A 16,619-nucleotide genomic window follows, 5' to 3' on the forward strand; every position below is an offset into this window, starting at 1 on the left:
TCACTTCCTCGGTTGCGCGCGCTCGGCCGGCTGGTCCAGCACGGCGTCGGTGAGTGCTTCGCCGCGTTTCTCGTCGCTGTAGACCATCAGCGTGGAACCGACGAGTGCCAGCACGATCCCGATGGCGCCGTAGGGAGTGGGCAACGTCTGGTAGGCGACGAGCGAGATGACGATGGTGAGCGCCGGGGCGAGCGCGTTGGTCGTTGGTGCGACGATGGCGGCCTTCCCTCGGCTGAGCGCCATCACCAGGAACAGCGCGCCGACGGCGTTGAGCAGCTGAGTGGCTGCCGTGAGTGCCGGTGCCTGCCAGGGGAAGTCGAGGGGCAGGCCGCCGAGGGTGAACAGGGCTACCGGAATCAGGGCGAGAGCGCTGATCGCCATCCAGCCGAAGGTGGTGGCGTCGTTGACCCCGATCGTCGCGGTCTTGCGCATGAAGTACGCCTGCACGCCCCACGCCACGCAGATCAGGATCGCCAGCGGCAACCATGGGCCCGACGAGTCGTCGGGCGAGGCACTGGTGATGCTGAACAGGACGATCGCGGCGAGGGCCGCGACGAGCCCGACGGCCGCTAGCGTGCTGATGCGTTCGCGCAGCAGGACCATGGCCATCACGACCGTGATCGCAGGCGAGATCGAGACGATCGGGAAGATCAGGTAGGCGGGGCCCATGGTCAACGCCTGAAACAGCAGCAGCTGGCCGCCGGCGCCGGTCAGTCCGATGAGCAGGCCGTAGACCGCGGCGCTGCGCCGCCGGTCGAAGCGTTGCCCGCGCAGCGCGAAGGCGGCGGGGATGATCATCGTCACGGCCCAGATGACGTAGATCATCTCGTTGGGGTAGCCGTATTTGGTGGCGGGAAGCGCGGAGAACGCTCCCCATACGCCCCAGAACAAGACCAGTAGGGCGGCGTAGAACATCCAACTGCGGGTGTTCTTGGTCGTCGGTGTATCGGTCATCGTGACTTCACCACGTCGAATCATGGTCGGGTGGTGCTGAGTTGGTGGACGGCGCCGGGGGACAGCGGATGACCGCTGTGCTTGGCGGCGTACAGGGCGGCGCCGACGGCCGGATCGAGCAGCGGACGCTGCAGGTCGTACTTCGCCGGTAGCGTCTGCAGGGCGGTGCGGAACAGCGCCAAGAAGCCGTCGTCGGAGAACATGCCGCCCGAGTAGGACACCGGCACCGGTTCGTGATCGCCGAAACCGACCAGCACGCGGGTCGTTTCGATCAGCGTCACCAGTTCCTCGGCAGCGGCGGCCAGAATGCCCGCGGCCACGTCGTCGTGGCGGGCGGCCTCGCACACCGTGGTCGCCAGCGCGGCAATCGAGCCGCGGTTGCCGCCCCACTCGTCGATGACCAGGCTCACGACGTCGAGGTCTCCGGCGATCTGCAGGCGCTCCCTCAGTAGCTCGTAGAGCGGCCCGCGCGGCAGCCTGCCGTCACTCATCCGGCTGAACGCGTTGAGGCCCTGCGTGGCAATCCAATACGCCGAACCCTCGTCGCCGAACAGCTCGCCCCAGCCGCCGACCCGGTGCCCCTTGCCTTGGCGTTCGCCGTAGGTCATCGATCCCGTGCCGCAGATGACGTTGATGCCGTCTTCGCCGGCCAACGATCCGGCCCACCCGCACACCATGTCGTTGTTGCAGCTGTACCGGTCGTGGCCGAGGACGGTGCGCGGCACGGCATCGAGCCGTTCGATGTCACCGCTTGCCTCGCCATAGCCGGGGATGCCGAAGAACGCCGCGGCGATGTCCGCGGTGTCGATGCCCGCCTGCGCGCAGATGTCGGCGACGCCTTGGGCGAGTACGCGTTCGACGACCTGAAAGCCCTCGCTGAAGTAATAGGAACTCGGCGCGGTGGTGCGGGCGACGACATGGCCATCGGCGTCGATGAGCGCGAACGCCGTCTTGGACCCTCCGCCGTCAGCCCCGAGGTAGTAGGCGCTCATGGTCGATCACTTCTCCGTCGGGTAGATGGTCACGCCGCGCACGACACGGCTGACTTCGCCGTCCGGAAAGGGATTGTCCGGTGTCTTGCCGCATTCCAGGGCGGTGAACAGTGCGAGGTATTGCGCGAACACCAGATAGGCCAGTGCCGCCGCCGAGTCGTCCATGCCGTGCAGCCCGGGCAGGACGACGGCATCGCCCAACTCCGCGGGGATCGGTTCGGTGCTGAGTACCGTGACGGCGTCCGGGCCGAGTTGCTCTCGGATCTCGCGAACGATGTCGAGGTCGTAGCGGCGGGTGTATGGGTCGGTCGAGACGTACACGACGACGAGCGTGTCCGCGTCGAGTACCGACTTGGGTCCGTGGCGAAATCCGAGCGGTGAATCGAAGTAGGTCACCACTTCACCGGCGGTCAATTCCAGGAGCTTGAGGGCTGATTCGCGGGCGAGGCCCTCCAGGGGTCCGGCACCGAGATACACGAAGCGTTGCTTCTTGGTCTGGGCGAGCGTGCGGATCTCGGGCTGCAGGCCGATGACGTGCTCGGCGGCCCGGGCTAGGGCCTCGGCGTCTTTGCGTTCGGCCGGTCCCAGCATCAGCAGGCAGGACAACAACATCGACGTCAGGCTGGAGGTCATTGCGAAGCCGACGTCGTTGGTGCGTTCCGGCATGTAGACGACCAGCGAGTTCTCCCGGCCTGCGTGCGCGCGGCCCAGTTGCCCGTCGCGGTCGCAGGTGAGGACGAGATGCCAGACGTCGTCGATGAATTCGTCGGCGAGTGCGGTGGTCGCCAGGCTCTCGGGGCTGTTGCCGGACCGGCCGAACGAGACCATCAGCGTCGGCGTGTGACGCTCGAGGTGGTCGAGGGGGCTGGCGACGATGCTGGTGGTCGGGACGGCCTCGACGCGCCGGTTGAGGTGGCGGCGCAGCGCGGGTGCGGCGATCTCGCCGGCGAACGCGGAGCTGCCCGCACCCGTGAGGATGATCCGAAGGTCGGGTCGGCTCAGGACACCACGCAGGAAAGCGGCCGCGTGCTCATCGGTGCTGCCCGCGACTTCACGCCATGCGTCGGGTTGCTGCCCGATCTCGAGAATCGTTGCGCCACCGTCTTCTTGGGTGGGAATGGGAGAGTTAGGCGTCATCGGCTGCTCCAGTGCTGTGGTCTTGGGGATCGGCTGCCCTGCACGCGAGGGCGTAGGGGCGTAGGGCATCGCGGATTCGATCGATCACGATGGCCTGCGCGGTGGTTTCGAGGCGGCCGGCGCGAATCCGGTCGTATTGCAGGGGTAGGAACTGACTGAGCAGCGGCAACGGAATGCCGATGCGGTCCAGGTTGGTCAGCAGAGTACTTCGCGCCGAGTCGATTTCGGCGTCGGCCCAGTAGTAGCGCAGCCGATCGCTGTAGCTGTAGCGCCGCGCGGTGCGCTGGACGAGTGGGTCACCTTCGTAGTAGCCCTGCCAGTGCGTGGGATCGGCGAGCATGCGTCGTTCGATGACCTCGATGAGGTTCGACCGTGACGGACGTGCGAGCAGCTCGGACTCGATCCGGGCCAGCGCGAACAGCGCTTCGCGCATCGCGAAAGTCAGTGCGGGACCGACCTTCAGGATGGCCCAGTGGTCCTCGACGAGCTCCCGCAGCTGCGCCGGCCGCTGATAGTCGGTGGAGTGTGCTTCGAAGACCAAGTTGGGCTCGGGGTCGAGCACGCGTCGCAGCTCGCCGGTGGCGCCGTGCGCGTAGTCGATGACGTTGAGGTGGTCGAACTCGACACCGGGTTGCACCACCAGCGCCACCACGCGGGGCCACACGTCGTCCAGATCCAGTTCGGCGAAGGCCGTCCGGTGGGCGTCGATGGTCCGCCGGGCCCGGTCGGCAGGCGTCGGCGTGAGGTGGCTCAGCGTTTCGTGTGCCCCGCCGGGAACCGGCACCTCGGTGCCGATGACGTAGACGGGGCCGTCGGAGCCGACGCGGCGCGCCGCTTCTTCGGCGATCCGCAACAGCCGAGCGGTGCGGGCCGCGACCACCTCGTCGGGAAGCACGGCAGGGTCGTCGGCGCAGGACATGCTGCAATCGAGGTGGATCTTGGCGTATCCCGCCTCGACGTAGCTCGTGATCAGCACCTCGGCGTTGGCCATTGCGGCACTGGCGGATTCGTGCTGCCAACGGTTGGGTCCGAGATGGTCGCCGCCCAGAACGATGCGACCGCGGTCGAATCCGCACTCGTCGGCGATGCCGAACACCAGGTCGCGGAACTGCGCCGGACGCAGACCGGTATAGCCGCCGAACTGGTCGACCTGATTGGAGGTGGCTTCGATGAGTACGTAACTGCCGTCAGTGGCGGCCTGCGCGATGGCGGCTTGCACGACGGTCGGATGCGCCGAACACACCGAGTAGACGCCGACGGGTTCGCCGGCCTTGTGTCGCTTGATCGTCTCGGTCAGGAGACTGACCGGACCCGCGAACGTAGCTGCAGATCGGCTCATCGCGCCACCCGCTCCCCGACGACAGCGCGGCACAGATCGGCGACGGTGTCGCCGATGGCCCGGCGGCCGGCGGCGAGAAAGTTGCGTGGGTCGGTTGAGCCGGCATTGGCGGCCAGCTCGTCGCGGATGGCCGCGGTGAAGGCGACGTTGAGTGCCGTTCCGACGTTCACCTTTCGGATCCCCGCCTCGACGGCGCGGCGGAGTTGATCGTCGGGCACGCCCGAGGATCCGTGCAGCACCAGGGGTATCGCCACGTCGGCGGCCAGCGCGGCGATCAGCCCCAGGTCGAGTTGGGCGTTGCGGGTCGTCATCGCGTGGCTGCTGCCGACGGCGACGGCCAGACCGTCCACGGCGGTGTCACCGGCGAAGGCCGCGGCCTCGGCCGGATCGGTGCGGGTTCCCGGGGCATGGGCGTTGGCCTTGCCGCCGATTTCGCCCAGTTCGGCTTCCACCCACAGCCCTGCGGCGTGGGCGTCGCGCGTGAACGAGCGGGTTCGCTCGACGTTGTCCCGATACGACAAGTGTGCGGCGTCGACCATGATCGACGTGACTCCGAGGTCAGTGGCTGACTGGACCGCTTCGGTCAGGAGCGCCACGTCCTGCAGATGGTCGAGATGGATCGACAGGTTGGCCGACGACTGGGCGGCGATCTGCGCGCAGGCCGCGATGAGCGGAGCCATCCGACCGCCGTGGAAGCGAATCGTGTTCTCGCTGAGCTGGATTACCGCGGCTGCCCCGACACGCTCAACGCCGTCGGCGATGCCCTCGGCGTGCTCGATGGTGATCGCGTTGAACGCCAGGACCGCGGTGCCTGCGGTCGATGCCGCGGTGACGAGGTCGGCGGTGGCGGCCAGAGTCACGTCGTCACCTGCTGTTTCGGTCCGGACGTCGGGTGCATTCGTCGATCATGGGAAGATCGCTCAAAACGCGCAATGCCAAACGGCAAAACGATCAGGAAAACTGATTGCGCCCACCGTCGTCCCAAGGAGACGTCAGCGATGTCGATCAAGCGCACGGACCGCATGCGCGAAGTGCTCGCACTGCTTCGCGACCGTGGTGAAGTCGCTTCCCAGGTGCTGTGCACCGAGCTGCGCGTGTCGGCGGCGACGTTGCGCCGCGATCTCAGCGAGCTGGAGGAGCAGGGTCTGCTGGTGCGGACACATGGCGGCGCCCGCGCCCTCGACCCCAGCGGCAGCGAGATACCGGTGCGCCTACGCGACCACCGGATGGTCGCCATCAAACGACGGATCGCCCAGCACGCCGCCGCGCTGGTGCCCGCCGGACCGCAGGCCGTCGCGCTGACGGGGGGCGTCACGACCGGCGAGGTGGCCAGGTCGCTGAAGGGCAGGCCGAACATGACGATCGTGACGAACTCGCTGACGATCGCCGCCGACTGCGCGGTCGATGCGCACCTGAAGGTCATCGCGACGGGCGGGCTGGTGAGGGCGAATTCCCTTGAGGCCGTTGGTCCGATGTCCGAGCATGCGTTTCAGGTGATCACCGTCGGCACCGCGATTCTGGGCGCCGACGGGATGTCCGCGGAGATCGGGGCGACGACGTTCGACGAAGCGGAGGCGCGCACGGCGATCGCCATGGCCACCAATGCTCAGCGCGTCGTCGTCGCCGTCGATGGCTCCAAGATCGGCAAGATCACGTTCGCGAAAATGGTCACCCCGAGCCAGATCGATCACCTGGTGACCGATTCCACCGCCGATCCCGAACAGCTGGAGCGGATCGCGGCGGCCGGTGTGCAGGTCCACGTCGTGGACGTCGGAGATACCTGAGCTACGTGGCCAGCCCCGAATCCCTGATCGTCTCGGCGAGCGGTTCCAGCACGGCTGGATCGTACGGCGGCGGCAGATAGATGATCGCGAGATCCAGACCTTCCTTGCCGAGCGCCCCGGCCTCGCCCACCACCTTCGCGTAGTCGCGGTCCTCGCCGAGCCGGACGTGCGCGGACAGCGTGATCTCCTTGGGGTCGCGGCCGATGTCGCCGCAGTGGGACGCGAGAACGTCGCGCTTGTGGGCGAATTCCTCCGGGGTCCCGCCGACGAAGTTCCAGTGGTCGGCGTACTTCGCGGTGATCCGCAAGGTGCGCTTCTCGCCGCTGCCGCCGATGCAGATGGGCGGGTGCGGCTGTTGCGGGCCCTTGGGTTCGTTACGTGCGTCCTTGAGCTGGTAGTACTTGCCGTCGAACGTCGTGGTGTCCTTGGTGAGCAGGCCGGTCAGCACCTCGCAGGCCTCCTCGAAGCGGTCGAAGCGCTCCTTGATGGTGCCGAGTTCGATGCCGTAAGCGCCGGACTCCTCCTCGTTCCAGCCGGCGCCGATGCCGAGCTCGAGCCGGCCGTTGGAAACGATGTCGAGCGCCGAGGCCATGTTGGCCAGGACGGCGGGGTGGCGGTAGTGGATGCCGGTGACGAGGACGCCGACGCGCAGCCGGGTGGTGGCCTGGGCCAACGCCGTCAGCGTGATCCAGCCCTCCAGACACGGGCCGGTGGAGTCGGAGAAGATCGGATAGAAGTGGTCGAACGTCCAGCCTGACTCGAAGACGTCGATGTCGTCGGCGGTCTGCCAGATCGGCAGCATCTCGGACCATGTGGTGTTTTGGGGGGATGTCTTGAACGCGAATCGCACTCGATCAAGCGTAGACCTCTCGCACCGAGACTTCCCGATGAGTTTCCTGTGTGACGCTGGTCGGTATGGACATGATCGATATGACCTCGGCATGTATCCGCACGGCGAAGCTCCTCGATGGCGTCCGTGATGACCAGCTCGGCGGACGGACACCGTGCGAGAAGTTGTCCTTGGGCGAAGTGGTCGCGCATGTCGGCGGGCTCGCGGCGGCGTTCGCGGCAGGCGCTCGCCGGAACTTCGGGGAGCTCACCGACACGCCCCCTGGTCACGGCGGCTACCCCCTGGCCGATGACTGGCGCAGCGGGTATCCGCCCGCGCTGGCGGATCTGGCGCAGGCGTGGCAGGACCCGGCGGCGTGGGACGGCATGACCCGCGTCGGCGGCGTCGACATGCCCGGCGACATGGCGGGAGCGGTCGCGCTCGGGGAGGTGGTGATCCATGGCTGGGACATCGCGCGATCCACCGGGCAGGACTACGAGGTGGACGACGACGTGGCGCAGGCGGTGTACGACCAAGTCGCCTCGTTCGCCGCCGACGGCCCCGTCGAGGGGTTGTTCGGCCCCGCCGTCCCAGTTCCGGACGACGCGCCCGTCTTCGAGCGGGCGCTGGGGCTGAGTGGCCGCGATCCCGGGTGGCGGCCCTAGCCAACGGGGCACACTGGATGCATGGATCCCGTAGCCGCGCTGCGTGAAATCGCCTTCTACAAGGACCGTGCCCGCGAGGAGCCCCGCCGGGTGATGGCGTACCGCAACGCCGCCGACACCGTCGAGCGGCTCGATGACGCTCAACGCGAGAAGCACGGTCAGGCCAACAGCTGGCAGTCACTGCCGGGCATCGGGCCGAAGACCGCGAAGGTCATCGCCCAGGCGTGGGCCGGACGGGAACCCGACGTGTTGGTCGAATTACGGGCAGCCGCAGTCGATCTCGGTGGCGGTGAGATCCGCGCCGCACTGAAGGGCGATCTGCACCTGCACTCCAACTGGTCGGACGGGTCGGCGCCGATCCCCGAGATGATGGCCGCGGCCCAGGCTCTCGGGCACGAGTACTGCGCGTTGACCGATCACTCGCCGAGGCTGACGATCGCGAATGGGCTGTCGCCGGAACGGCTTCGGCAGCAACTCGACGTGATCGACGAGCTGCGCGACCAGTTCGCACCGATGCGGATTCTGACCGGCATCGAGGTCGACATCCTCGACGACGGCAGCCTCGACCAGGAGCCCGAACTGCTGGACCGCCTCGACGTCGTCGTCGCCAGCGTGCACTCGAAACTGAAGATGGACGAAGCGTCGATGACGCGCCGCATGGTGCGTGCGGTGTCGGGAGGCCAGGCCGACGTGCTCGGTCATTGCACCGGCCGGCTGGTGACGGGGACCCGCGGCCAGCGACCGGAGTCGAAGTTCGACGCCGAGAAGGTGTTCACCGCATGCCGAGATCACGGCACCGCCGTGGAGATCAACTCGCGACCGGAACGACGGGATCCGCCGACCCGGTTGCTGAAGCTGGCGCTGGAGATTGGGTGCGACTTCTCCATCGACACTGACGCGCACGCGCCGGGCCAGCTGGACTTCCTCGGTTACGGTGCCCAACGCGCCGTTGACAACGGCGTGCCGGCCGAGCGGATCGTCAACACGTGGCCGGTGGAGAAGCTGCTGGAGTGGACGTCGTCGAGCGGTTGAGGCTCAGCCGTCACGCCACGGGCGCAGCGCGATGTCAGTGGCGCGTCGGATCGCATCCGACCTCGCTTCCGGAGCGCTAAACCCTCCGGCGTCGACCATGGCCTGGACCGCACCAGCGACGGACCCGACGAACGCGCCCACGATGGCCCCGGCCGTGATCTCGTCGAGGTCGTCGGGGTAGGCCGCACGCAAGTGGCGAGCGATCTCACGTTGCGCGTCGAGCTGTAGTTGCAGGGCACGTCCCCGCACCGCCGGCACCGTCTGGATGAGCCGGAACCGCAGCGCACCCTCCGGGTCGGCGAAGTCATGGCCGGCGTCCATCACCGTGCCCAGCGCACGCAGCAGGACGTCGCTCGGTCGCTCGTCCGGTCCGCGTGTCGCGATCGCGTCGAGTGCCGCACGGACCCGATTGTCTGCGCCGGGGAACAGCAGTTCTTCCTTGCTGGCGAAGTAGGTGAAGAAGGTTCGGGTGCCAATGTCGGCGGCGGCAGCGATGTCGGCCACGGTGGTTCCGTCGTAGCCGCGGGCTTCGAACAGCTGCATTGCGGCCGTGATGATCGCCGCTCGCGTCCGCTCGCGCTTGCGTTCGCGCAGCGTATTGGGCATGCCAGCACGGTAACAGAAATTGCACTCATGGCAGAATTGCATCGAGTGCAGGTATGGTCGAGTGATGGCGGTTCGGACGGTACTGATCGTCGGCGCAGGCATCGCCGGCTCGACGGCGGCCCATTGGCTGGCGCGGCATGGGCTGGCAGTGACCGTCGTGGAGCGCGCCGACGGTGCGCGTTCCAGTGGAAATCCGGTCGACGTACGCGGCCCAGCGGTCGACGTGGTTGAACGGATGGGAGTGCTCCCACGGCTGCGGGCTGCGGCGACACAGGCGACCAGGTGCTACGCGGTCGACCGCAACGGCCGCAGGCTCGGGTGGATTCCGATGCAACTGGGCGACGGTATCGAGATCCCCCGCAGCGACCTCGCGACCATCCTGGCCGACGCGGGCGGCGTTGCGGCGGAGTTCCTGTACGGCGACACGGTTACTTCGCTGGTGGATGACGGCGACGGTGTCGACGTCACCTTCGAGCACGCCCCGCCGCGCCGGTTCGACATCGTCATCGGAGCCGACGGATTGCATTCGCGGGTAAGGGAACTCGTATTCGGGACGGGTTTCATCGAACACCTCGGCCTGTACGTCGCCACGGTAGAGCTCAACGGCGCGGTCGAGGACGAGCATGCCGTCCTCATTCACAACGCGCCCGCGCGATCCGTGACCATCCATCCGGTAACCGGTTGCGGCGGTGCGGCCTTCATCTTCCGCAGTCCGGAAGTTCCGGGGCTCGACCGCGGCGACACTGCGTGGCAGCGGGAGGTGGTCGCCTCCGCGTATGCCGGTATGGGCTGGCGGGTACCCGAGCTGCTCGAACTGCTCCGCACTGCCGACGACGTCTACTTCGATTCCGTCAGCCGGGTTCGGCTCGATCAGTGGTCGAAGAGTCGAATCGTGTTACTCGGCGACGCAGCGTCGTGCGTATCCCTGTTCGGGGAGGGCTCGAGCCTCGCGATCGCTGGCGGTGCGACACTGGCCGACGCCATCACCGCGCACCGCAACGACCCGGCGACCGCCCTACGCAGCTACGAACGGCACCACCGCAGGCTGGTCACACCTCGGCAGCGGTGGATGGGATCGAGTTCCCGACTCATCGTGCCGGCCTCGGCGCCGGGGATTCTCGCGCGCAACGCCGCCATGCGGCTGTGGCCGTTGGTCGACGCGGGACGGCGGGTGTTCGGTAGGCGCTAGGCGATACCCAGTGCCGGGGCCAGCAGGCCGGCCGCGGTGAGACCCGCAGGCTGGTCCCCGTCGGTCAGCACCGTGAGATGGACGTGATCCGCACCCGCGGCGTGGAACTCGCGGGCCCGTTCGGCGATGTCGTCGGGACCGCCCCAGGCGACGAGGGCGTCGACCATCCCGTCCCGCAAACCAGCGATGTCGTCATCGGTAAAACCTTGGCGGCGTAGCGATTTGACGTAGGCGGGCAGGCCGGTGAGGAAGCCAAGCGGCTGGCGCCCGGTCACCCTGGCGGCGTCGGCGTCGCGGTCCAACACCACGTAGAGCCCGACCGACAGGATGCGGTCAGGGCCCAGTCGATCGCGCGCCGTCGCTACGTAGTCGGGCGTCACCAGTCCCGGCATCGCCCCTACGAACCGCTCCCGTGCCACGTCCAGCGCCCGAGGCCCGAACGCGGCTAACACGCGCCGATCCACCGGAACGCCGTCGGCGTCCAACCGGTCGACGTAGGCAGCCAGCTTCGTCAACGGCCTCGCGGAATGCGGCGAACCCACGCCGACGAGCAGGCGCCCCGGTGTGACGTCCTCGACCCGGTGGTAGAACGCCGACACAGACCCGGCGTCGTACACCTCCGGAGGGATGATCGCGGAGCCGACCACGGCGCGCTCGGTGGCATGGATCAGGTCGCTGAGCCGGTCCAGCCGGTCGAGTTGACCGCCGACGATCCACAGCGTCGTAAACCCAAGGCGCTCGAGTTCGGCAGCGGAGCCAAACCCATCGGGATCGACCGTCAGACCAAAGCGTCCCAGTTGCATTGCGACCATGCACCGAACGGTATGACCTCAATAACCGTTGAGGTCAAGCGTCGTTCTAGCTCGGCGCCACCAGCGACATCAATTCAGTCCCATCGTCGGACAATCGGACCAAGGTGTCGCCGATCCTGGTCACCTCGCCTGAGGATCCAACGGTTCTCGGGATCGACCAGACCTTGTCGCACGTGGTGAGGTCGTAGGCCTGCGCAAGGTCGTCGGATTTCTTGTTCCACGACGAGCGTACGAACACCGAACCGTCGGTGCCGAGATAGCCGTTGATCAAGTCGAATGCGCACGGCTTGCCCTTGTCGCCGGTCCGAAGATCGTACGGCTGGAAGTGGGATTCGTCGACGAGACTCTTCTCCCCGATCCACAGCGTGGTTCCGATGAGCTGCATGCCGTTTGGCGGGTCGCCGGACACGTCGAGCAGTTCGTCGCCACGGGGACCGTAAATCCCGAAGCCGTCGCTCTGCACGATCGCCGTGACGTTTCCTGTGGTGCCACCGACTCGTCGGCCGTCGATGCGCTCCCTGTTGGTGAGTCTGCCCATGCCGTCGAAGAATTGGATGAACGACTCACCTGGGCGCTCGCTGAATTCGGCTGCGAACCCGCCGTCGAAGGCGCCCGACGACCGCATGTCGGCACCTTCGGGAAACTCAGGAGTGAGAACTCGGCCGTCTTGAAGAGAGAACATCGTTACCAAGCCCTCCCTGCCTGATCCTTCGAATCCGACGTCGCCGACGTGATCCGCGACGACGCCAGCGCCGGGTACGAACCACGTGGTCTCTCCATGGGGTCCCACGCCGTAGAGGCCCTCGCCCTTCGTCGCAGCGACCAAGTAGTTGCCGAACTGCGAAGCCTTGAGCTTGCCGGTAATGACGCGGACGTTTGTCGGCCCGCTGTATGTCAGTTCGCCGGTTTGCCCGTCGATGACCCACGCGGTGGCTGAGGTGTGGTCTTCGGAAATGCATGTCACCGCAGGCCCGTTGAGAAAACAGGCCGGTGCTGCCACCGCAGCGTTGAGCGCGACAGGCCGAAACAACGGACGTCCGTCGCGGACGTCGACACCCGTCAGCCACCACTGTGGTGCGTTCGGGCCGGGACTCCTGGCCAAAAGCAGGGCGCGATGATCCGGGGTCTTGATGATGGGGCCAGGTCGCCAGGGGGTGTCGTCCGTGGTGACTTTCGACCCAGGCGGTAATCCCAAGGCGGTGGCATCGGCCGTCCATCCCGGAACGGGGTGCACCTCCATGGACGACAGCAGTTCTTGCTTGGGCGGCTGCCAGCGAGAGCGTGCCCAGTTTTCGGCGCCACCGGTAAACCACCATCCAATGGCACCGGTGACCGCGACGACTACGACAACGACGAGTGCGCCGACGATGAGCAGCCAGCGCCGCCGCTTACGGTGCGCTTGTTCGATCAAAGGGGTCAGTCCTCGTGTGCATAGCGAGTAGCGAAGATCTGCGCCTTGTCGGCGAGCACCGTCTGAGCGGATGGGAGCCCCAGCTCATACTCCACGTAGCTACGCGCACTGACGGGATCTTGCCCCATCTGTTGAAGCATTCCCGAGGCGAGCAGGTGTTGACCGGCACGGGCGTTCTGGCTGGCTAGCCTGGCAATCAGTGAAATCTCTTCCGCCAGTTCGCTTTCAGTCATATCAGCCACCTGGGGCGCCAGAGTGACCTGGACGGGTCGACCATCCAGCAGTGCCGTTGCCGAGACCGTGCCCGGTGGGTTGGTGACGGTGAAGAACATCGTCTGAGGCCCACTGTCCGTGTAATCCGGCGCTGTAGCGTCCAGGCCAACGTCGGCGTAGTCGGCGGCCACCGGCGGGGAGAAGTCGAGCGCGTTCAGCACCGACTCGGCGGGGCCGTGGTCGTCCTCGTCGTCGTCCCACGAATCGTCGCACCAGTCGCCATTCATTCAGGCCTCGCACGCGTTGATGTCATTGGCTCCTGCGGCGTCGGTGTGCTCATACCGTGCGGCGGCTGCATTGAGTTTCTCGCCCAACTCCGTCGAGACCCTGGACAGTGCGCCTCCAGCCGCCCGGCGTGCTTCCTCAGCCGCGGATACGGCGAGATGGGTTGCCTCGCAGACCATTCCATGTGTGTCCTGCACGTTGCGCGCTGGGTCGACGATCGACCGGTTGGCACCGGTGATCTTATTGACCGCTTCCTGCTGTTTGGCTGCCAGATGCAGAATGTGATCGGTAAGGACCTGAAGGTTCTTCGCTTGATCAGTCGACACGATGTTCCGTTCGTCGTCAGCGGGGAGCGGCTGGGGCTGGCGAACCGTATGGCGTCGCCGGTGCCTGCACGGGAGGGTCCTCAGGTTCGGGCACCGTGTATTGCGTGTCGGGCAATGAACGCGATGGCGGATTGTCTTCGCCCGGTGCGGGTAGCGGCGTCTCATTGTTGGGACGAGGAAGTTGATGCTCTGGGTCTGGTACGGAGAAGATCTCGCCGGTGCCGCAGGCGTCCAAGGGGGTGCCGGACGTGTCTTTCGCAGCGTCCTCGTAGAGCTTCGACGCCTTGCTGATGCGATCCGCGTTCTCGATGGAATTCTTGACCAGAACTGCCATCGTGGCGCCGGACACGTTCAATGCTCCTGCCGCAGCGGTGCAGTCGAGCGCGAACTTGAGGGCGCGGGTGGGCGGAGTCGCATTCATCCACATCGTCGTCAAGTCGTAGTTGGTGAGGCTTTCCGATGTGTCGTCGAGCGTCTTTCGGGTGCGGGTGACTTGACCGGCTTCGGTATCGATGTGGCCGGCGATCTCGGCGTCTGCGGTCTGCACGTCCGAGGCGAGCCGTCGGTGCGATGCATTCGTCGCGTCGTAAACCTGCGAACCGGTGCCATCCCACCGATCGGCGTGAGGCTCAGCATGAATGAGGGTCTCGACGACGTCTGCCAGGCGCGTGCTCGAATCTCGGAACTCCTGGCCGGTGCACGGAGTTCCGGAGCCCGTCGTCTTCTTCATGCCATCGATCAATAGCTGTGCAGCCGCCAGCACCTTGGATTCGGTGAACTTGGTTGCCGTGTTGTTCTCGAGAAAGCTTGGGATGGGGCCCAAGTTGGCGCCGAGGCTACTCAGGCCGAGAACAATGTCCGTGCCGTCGCCGAGGACCTTGCGGCCGTCGACGAAGGCTTGTCCGAAGTTGCCCTGAGCGACGTCACCCACCAGATTGGGCACGTCGGTTACAGCGCCCGTGATACCGGTGATGATGTCGATCGGGGTGGCGGTCTCGACGGTGTCGAGCACCTTTCCCACTTCATCCAGAAAACCCATGGGCGCCCCCTTCCGTGCCGTCAAAAAAGCCTAACAGCGCTCCTCGGTGAGATCGGACGGTAGCTAATTCAGTCGGGCAGCATCGGCATCTCCAGCCCGGGATCGCGGCCCAGCAGCACGCCTCGCATCACCGACGCGTTGCCGAAGCGCTGCCGCACCTCGTCCATCGCGGCGTCGATGGCCACCACGTCGGGAGCCCTCTCGAACGGTAGCTCCAGCTGCTGGGCGCCGTCCCGGTCGATGTTCGACACCGCGAAGCCGACCAGCGTCAGTCCCCGTTCGGCGATCAGCGGGGCCGCGCCGGCCACCAGGTCCCTGGCCGCGGCGAGGATGGCCTCGGTCGATGCCGTGGCCCGAGGCATGGTGTGGGATCGCGTCGCCCGGCCGAAGTCGTCGAACCGAAGCCGCAGCACCACGGTTCTGCCGGTGCGGTCCGCCTTGCGCATCCGGCGGGTGATGCGGTCGACCAGGTTGACGACGACGGCGTCGATCTCGCTGGGGGACATGGTGTTTCCGGCCCGACCGAGCGCCCGTTGCGCACCGACCGAGCGGCGCCGCACGCCGGTGACGACTCTTCGCCGGTCGACGTTGTGCGACAGCGCGAAGAGTTGCCGTCCCATGCCGCCACCGACCATCGAACCGAGCGTGGCCTCGCTGAGCTCCGCGACGTCGGCCACGGTGTGGATGCCGTGGGCGTGCAACTTGTCCGCCGTCTTGGCTCCGACGCCCCACAGCCTGCGCACCGGGAGCGGATGCAGGAACGCCAACTCGCGGTCGGGCGGCACCAGGAGCAGACCGTCGGGCTTGGCCTCCTGGCTGGCCACCTTGGCGAGGAACTTGGTGCGCGCGATGCCGACGGTGATGGGCAGCCCGACGCGCTCGCGGACGGCCGCCCGCAGTTGCGCCGCGATCTGCACCGGAGTGCCGGACACCCTGGCGAGGCCGCCGACGTCCAGGAACGCCTCGTCGACCGATACCGGCTCGACCAGGGGAGTGGTGTCGCGGAACACCTCGAACACCGCCGAGCTGGCTTGCGAGTATGCCGACATGCGCGGCGGGACGACGACGGCGTGCGGGCACAGCTGACGTGCCTGACGGCCACCCATGGCGGTGCGCACGCCGTAGGCCTTGGCCTCGTAGCTGGCGGCCAGCACCACGCCGCCGCCGACGATCACCGGCAGGCCGCGCAGCGACGGGTCATCCCGCTGCTCGACCGATGCGTAGAAGGAATCCAGGTCGGCATGCAGGATCGACGCCTCGTTCCGCGACGCCGAACTCCTGGACACGAACATATGTTCGCATCAGGGTGAGACGTTTAGGGCGTCCTGCCGTAAATGCTGGTCACCCAGATGTGCGTGAGGGTGTCCACGATGCGGTCTTGCGGCACGGCGCCGTCCTCGGCGACCAGCGTGGCGGTCATCGCCCGCTCGTTCATCAGATTCAGCGACGTCGCAAGGTCGAGGACCGGAATGGTGTCGGGTGCCGCACCGCGCTCGCGTTCCGCGACGATCATCTCCGCGGTTTGGTTGATCCACTTCTGCATGAAGGCCGACCACACGGCTCGCACGTCAGGACTGGTGGCGATGGCCTCGCTGCCTGCGCGCGCGACCACGCTGTGGGAGCCGAACGAGCTGAAGAATGCGTCGATGCCGTTGCGCCAGACCCGCCGCGGATCCGCCGGAAGCCGTTGCGCCGCACCGTCGAACTCCTTGTCTGCCTGTTGAATCAACGGCTCCAGCAGCGACAGGAGTACGGCGTCCTTGGAGGCGAAGTAGAAGTAGAACGTCGGGCGGGACAGGCCGGCGCCGCGGGCAAGGTCGTCGACGGAGATGTCGGCGAACTTCTTGTGCTCGAGCAGGCGCACTGCGGTGGCGAGGATGGCAGCTTCGCGTTCGTCACCGGACGGGCGCGTGCGACGGCCACGGCCGGTTCGCGCTGGGCTGGTGGTTGTCACGCACAGAACTTTACACAGTGTCGAGAATCTCAACATACCGTTGACCTATTCA

18 protein-coding genes are annotated in these 16,619 nt (G+C 66.9%); 4 read left to right on the forward strand and 14 right to left on the reverse strand.

Annotated features, from left to right (window positions below; genetic code table 11):
* Genes N536_RS0125105 through N536_RS0125125 form a run of 5 tightly spaced genes read right to left on the reverse strand, consistent with a single transcriptional unit; the run spans position 1 to position 5,282 of the window.
* A complete protein-coding gene (locus N536_RS0125105; protein ID WP_029116144.1) occupies positions 1-954 on the reverse strand; it encodes a DMT family transporter in 954 nt (317 codons plus the stop codon).
* 20 nt (positions 955-974) lie between these two features.
* Positions 975-1,946, reverse strand: coding sequence for an N-acetylglucosamine kinase (locus tag N536_RS0125110; RefSeq protein ID WP_029116145.1), 972 nt, complete (start codon positions 1,944-1,946; stop codon positions 975-977).
* Between the two features lie 6 nt (positions 1,947-1,952).
* Positions 1,953-3,083 carry an SIS domain-containing protein gene (locus N536_RS0125115; protein ID WP_036437582.1) on the reverse strand — a complete coding sequence of 377 codons (1,131 nt, stop codon included), beginning with the start codon at positions 3,081-3,083 and terminating at the stop codon, positions 1,953-1,955.
* The gene (locus N536_RS0125120; RefSeq protein WP_051574755.1) at positions 3,073-4,422 is read right to left on the reverse strand and encodes a D-tagatose-bisphosphate aldolase, class II, non-catalytic subunit; all 1,350 of its coding nucleotides are present in this window, start codon (positions 4,420-4,422) and stop codon (positions 3,073-3,075) included. The genes N536_RS0125115 and N536_RS0125120 overlap by 11 nt, the downstream gene beginning before the upstream one ends.
* Positions 4,419-5,282, reverse strand: coding sequence for a class II fructose-bisphosphate aldolase (locus N536_RS0125125; RefSeq protein WP_029116148.1), 864 nt, complete (start codon positions 5,280-5,282; stop codon positions 4,419-4,421). Before N536_RS0125125 ends, N536_RS0125120 begins: the two co-directional genes overlap by 4 nt.
* 138 nt (positions 5,283-5,420) lie before the next feature.
* On the opposite strand from N536_RS0125125, the gene N536_RS0125130 reads away from it, so the two are divergent.
* A complete protein-coding gene (locus tag N536_RS0125130) occupies positions 5,421-6,206 on the forward strand; it encodes a DeoR/GlpR family DNA-binding transcription regulator (RefSeq protein WP_029116149.1) in 786 nt (261 codons plus the stop codon).
* A 1-nt stretch (position 6,207) separates the two neighbouring features.
* Here N536_RS0125130 and N536_RS0125135 read toward each other — a convergent pair whose 3' ends face one another.
* On the reverse strand, positions 6,208-7,056 hold the full coding sequence (locus N536_RS0125135; protein ID WP_029116150.1) for an LLM class F420-dependent oxidoreductase: 849 nt from the start codon (positions 7,054-7,056) through the stop codon (positions 6,208-6,210).
* 71 nt (positions 7,057-7,127) lie between these two features.
* Here N536_RS0125135 and N536_RS0125140 point away from each other — a divergent pair, with 71 nt between their 5' ends.
* Complete coding sequence (locus N536_RS0125140) at positions 7,128-7,700, forward strand: TIGR03086 family metal-binding protein (RefSeq protein ID WP_029116151.1); 573 nt, start codon at positions 7,128-7,130, stop codon at positions 7,698-7,700.
* A 21-nt stretch (positions 7,701-7,721) separates the two neighbouring features.
* On the forward strand, positions 7,722-8,732 hold the full coding sequence (locus tag N536_RS0125145; RefSeq protein ID WP_029116152.1) for a PHP domain-containing protein: 1,011 nt from the start codon (positions 7,722-7,724) through the stop codon (positions 8,730-8,732).
* 3 nt (positions 8,733-8,735) lie between these two features.
* Here the strand turns inward: N536_RS0125145 and N536_RS0125150 are convergent, their stop codons facing one another.
* Positions 8,736-9,338, reverse strand: a complete 603-nt coding sequence (locus N536_RS0125150) for a TetR/AcrR family transcriptional regulator (protein ID WP_029116153.1) — start codon at positions 9,336-9,338, stop codon at positions 8,736-8,738.
* Positions 9,339-9,402: 64 nt separating this feature from the next.
* Here N536_RS0125150 and N536_RS0125155 point away from each other — a divergent pair, with 64 nt between their 5' ends.
* A complete protein-coding gene (locus N536_RS0125155) occupies positions 9,403-10,527 on the forward strand; it encodes an FAD-dependent oxidoreductase (RefSeq protein WP_029116154.1) in 1,125 nt (374 codons plus the stop codon).
* On the opposite strand, the gene N536_RS0125160 is transcribed toward N536_RS0125155, so the two are convergent.
* The 7 genes from N536_RS0125160 to N536_RS0125190 form a co-directional block, all read right to left on the reverse strand.
* Positions 10,524-11,339 (reverse strand): TIGR03620 family F420-dependent LLM class oxidoreductase, encoded by an 816-nt coding sequence (locus tag N536_RS0125160; protein ID WP_029116155.1) that lies wholly within the window; start codon positions 11,337-11,339, stop codon positions 10,524-10,526. The two genes, N536_RS0125155 and N536_RS0125160, sit on opposite strands and share 4 nt — an antisense overlap.
* Positions 11,340-11,385: 46 nt before the next feature.
* Positions 11,386-12,750, reverse strand: coding sequence for a hypothetical protein (locus N536_RS0125165; RefSeq protein WP_051574756.1), 1,365 nt, complete (start codon positions 12,748-12,750; stop codon positions 11,386-11,388).
* A 5-nt stretch (positions 12,751-12,755) separates the two neighbouring features.
* On the reverse strand, positions 12,756-13,250 hold the full coding sequence (locus N536_RS39380; RefSeq protein ID WP_051574757.1) for a hypothetical protein: 495 nt from the start codon (positions 13,248-13,250) through the stop codon (positions 12,756-12,758).
* A complete protein-coding gene (locus N536_RS0125175) occupies positions 13,251-13,574 on the reverse strand; it encodes an ESX-1 secretion-associated protein (RefSeq protein WP_029116157.1) in 324 nt (107 codons plus the stop codon).
* A 16-nt stretch (positions 13,575-13,590) separates the two neighbouring features.
* A complete protein-coding gene (locus tag N536_RS39385) occupies positions 13,591-14,613 on the reverse strand; it encodes an EspA/EspE family type VII secretion system effector (RefSeq protein WP_036437613.1) in 1,023 nt (340 codons plus the stop codon).
* A 68-nt stretch (positions 14,614-14,681) separates the two neighbouring features.
* On the reverse strand, positions 14,682-15,905 hold the full coding sequence (dinB, locus tag N536_RS0125185; RefSeq protein WP_029116158.1) for a DNA polymerase IV: 1,224 nt from the start codon (positions 15,903-15,905) through the stop codon (positions 14,682-14,684).
* Positions 15,906-15,928: 23 nt separating this feature from the next.
* Positions 15,929-16,603, reverse strand: coding sequence for a TetR/AcrR family transcriptional regulator (locus N536_RS0125190; RefSeq protein WP_155948715.1), 675 nt, complete (start codon positions 16,601-16,603; stop codon positions 15,929-15,931).
* Positions 16,604-16,619: the final 16 nt, after the last annotated feature.

The sequence above is a fragment of the Mycobacterium sp. URHB0044 genome (genome assembly GCF_000620625.1).
In the GTDB taxonomy this organism is placed as follows: Bacteria; Actinomycetota; Actinomycetes; order Mycobacteriales; family Mycobacteriaceae; genus Mycobacterium.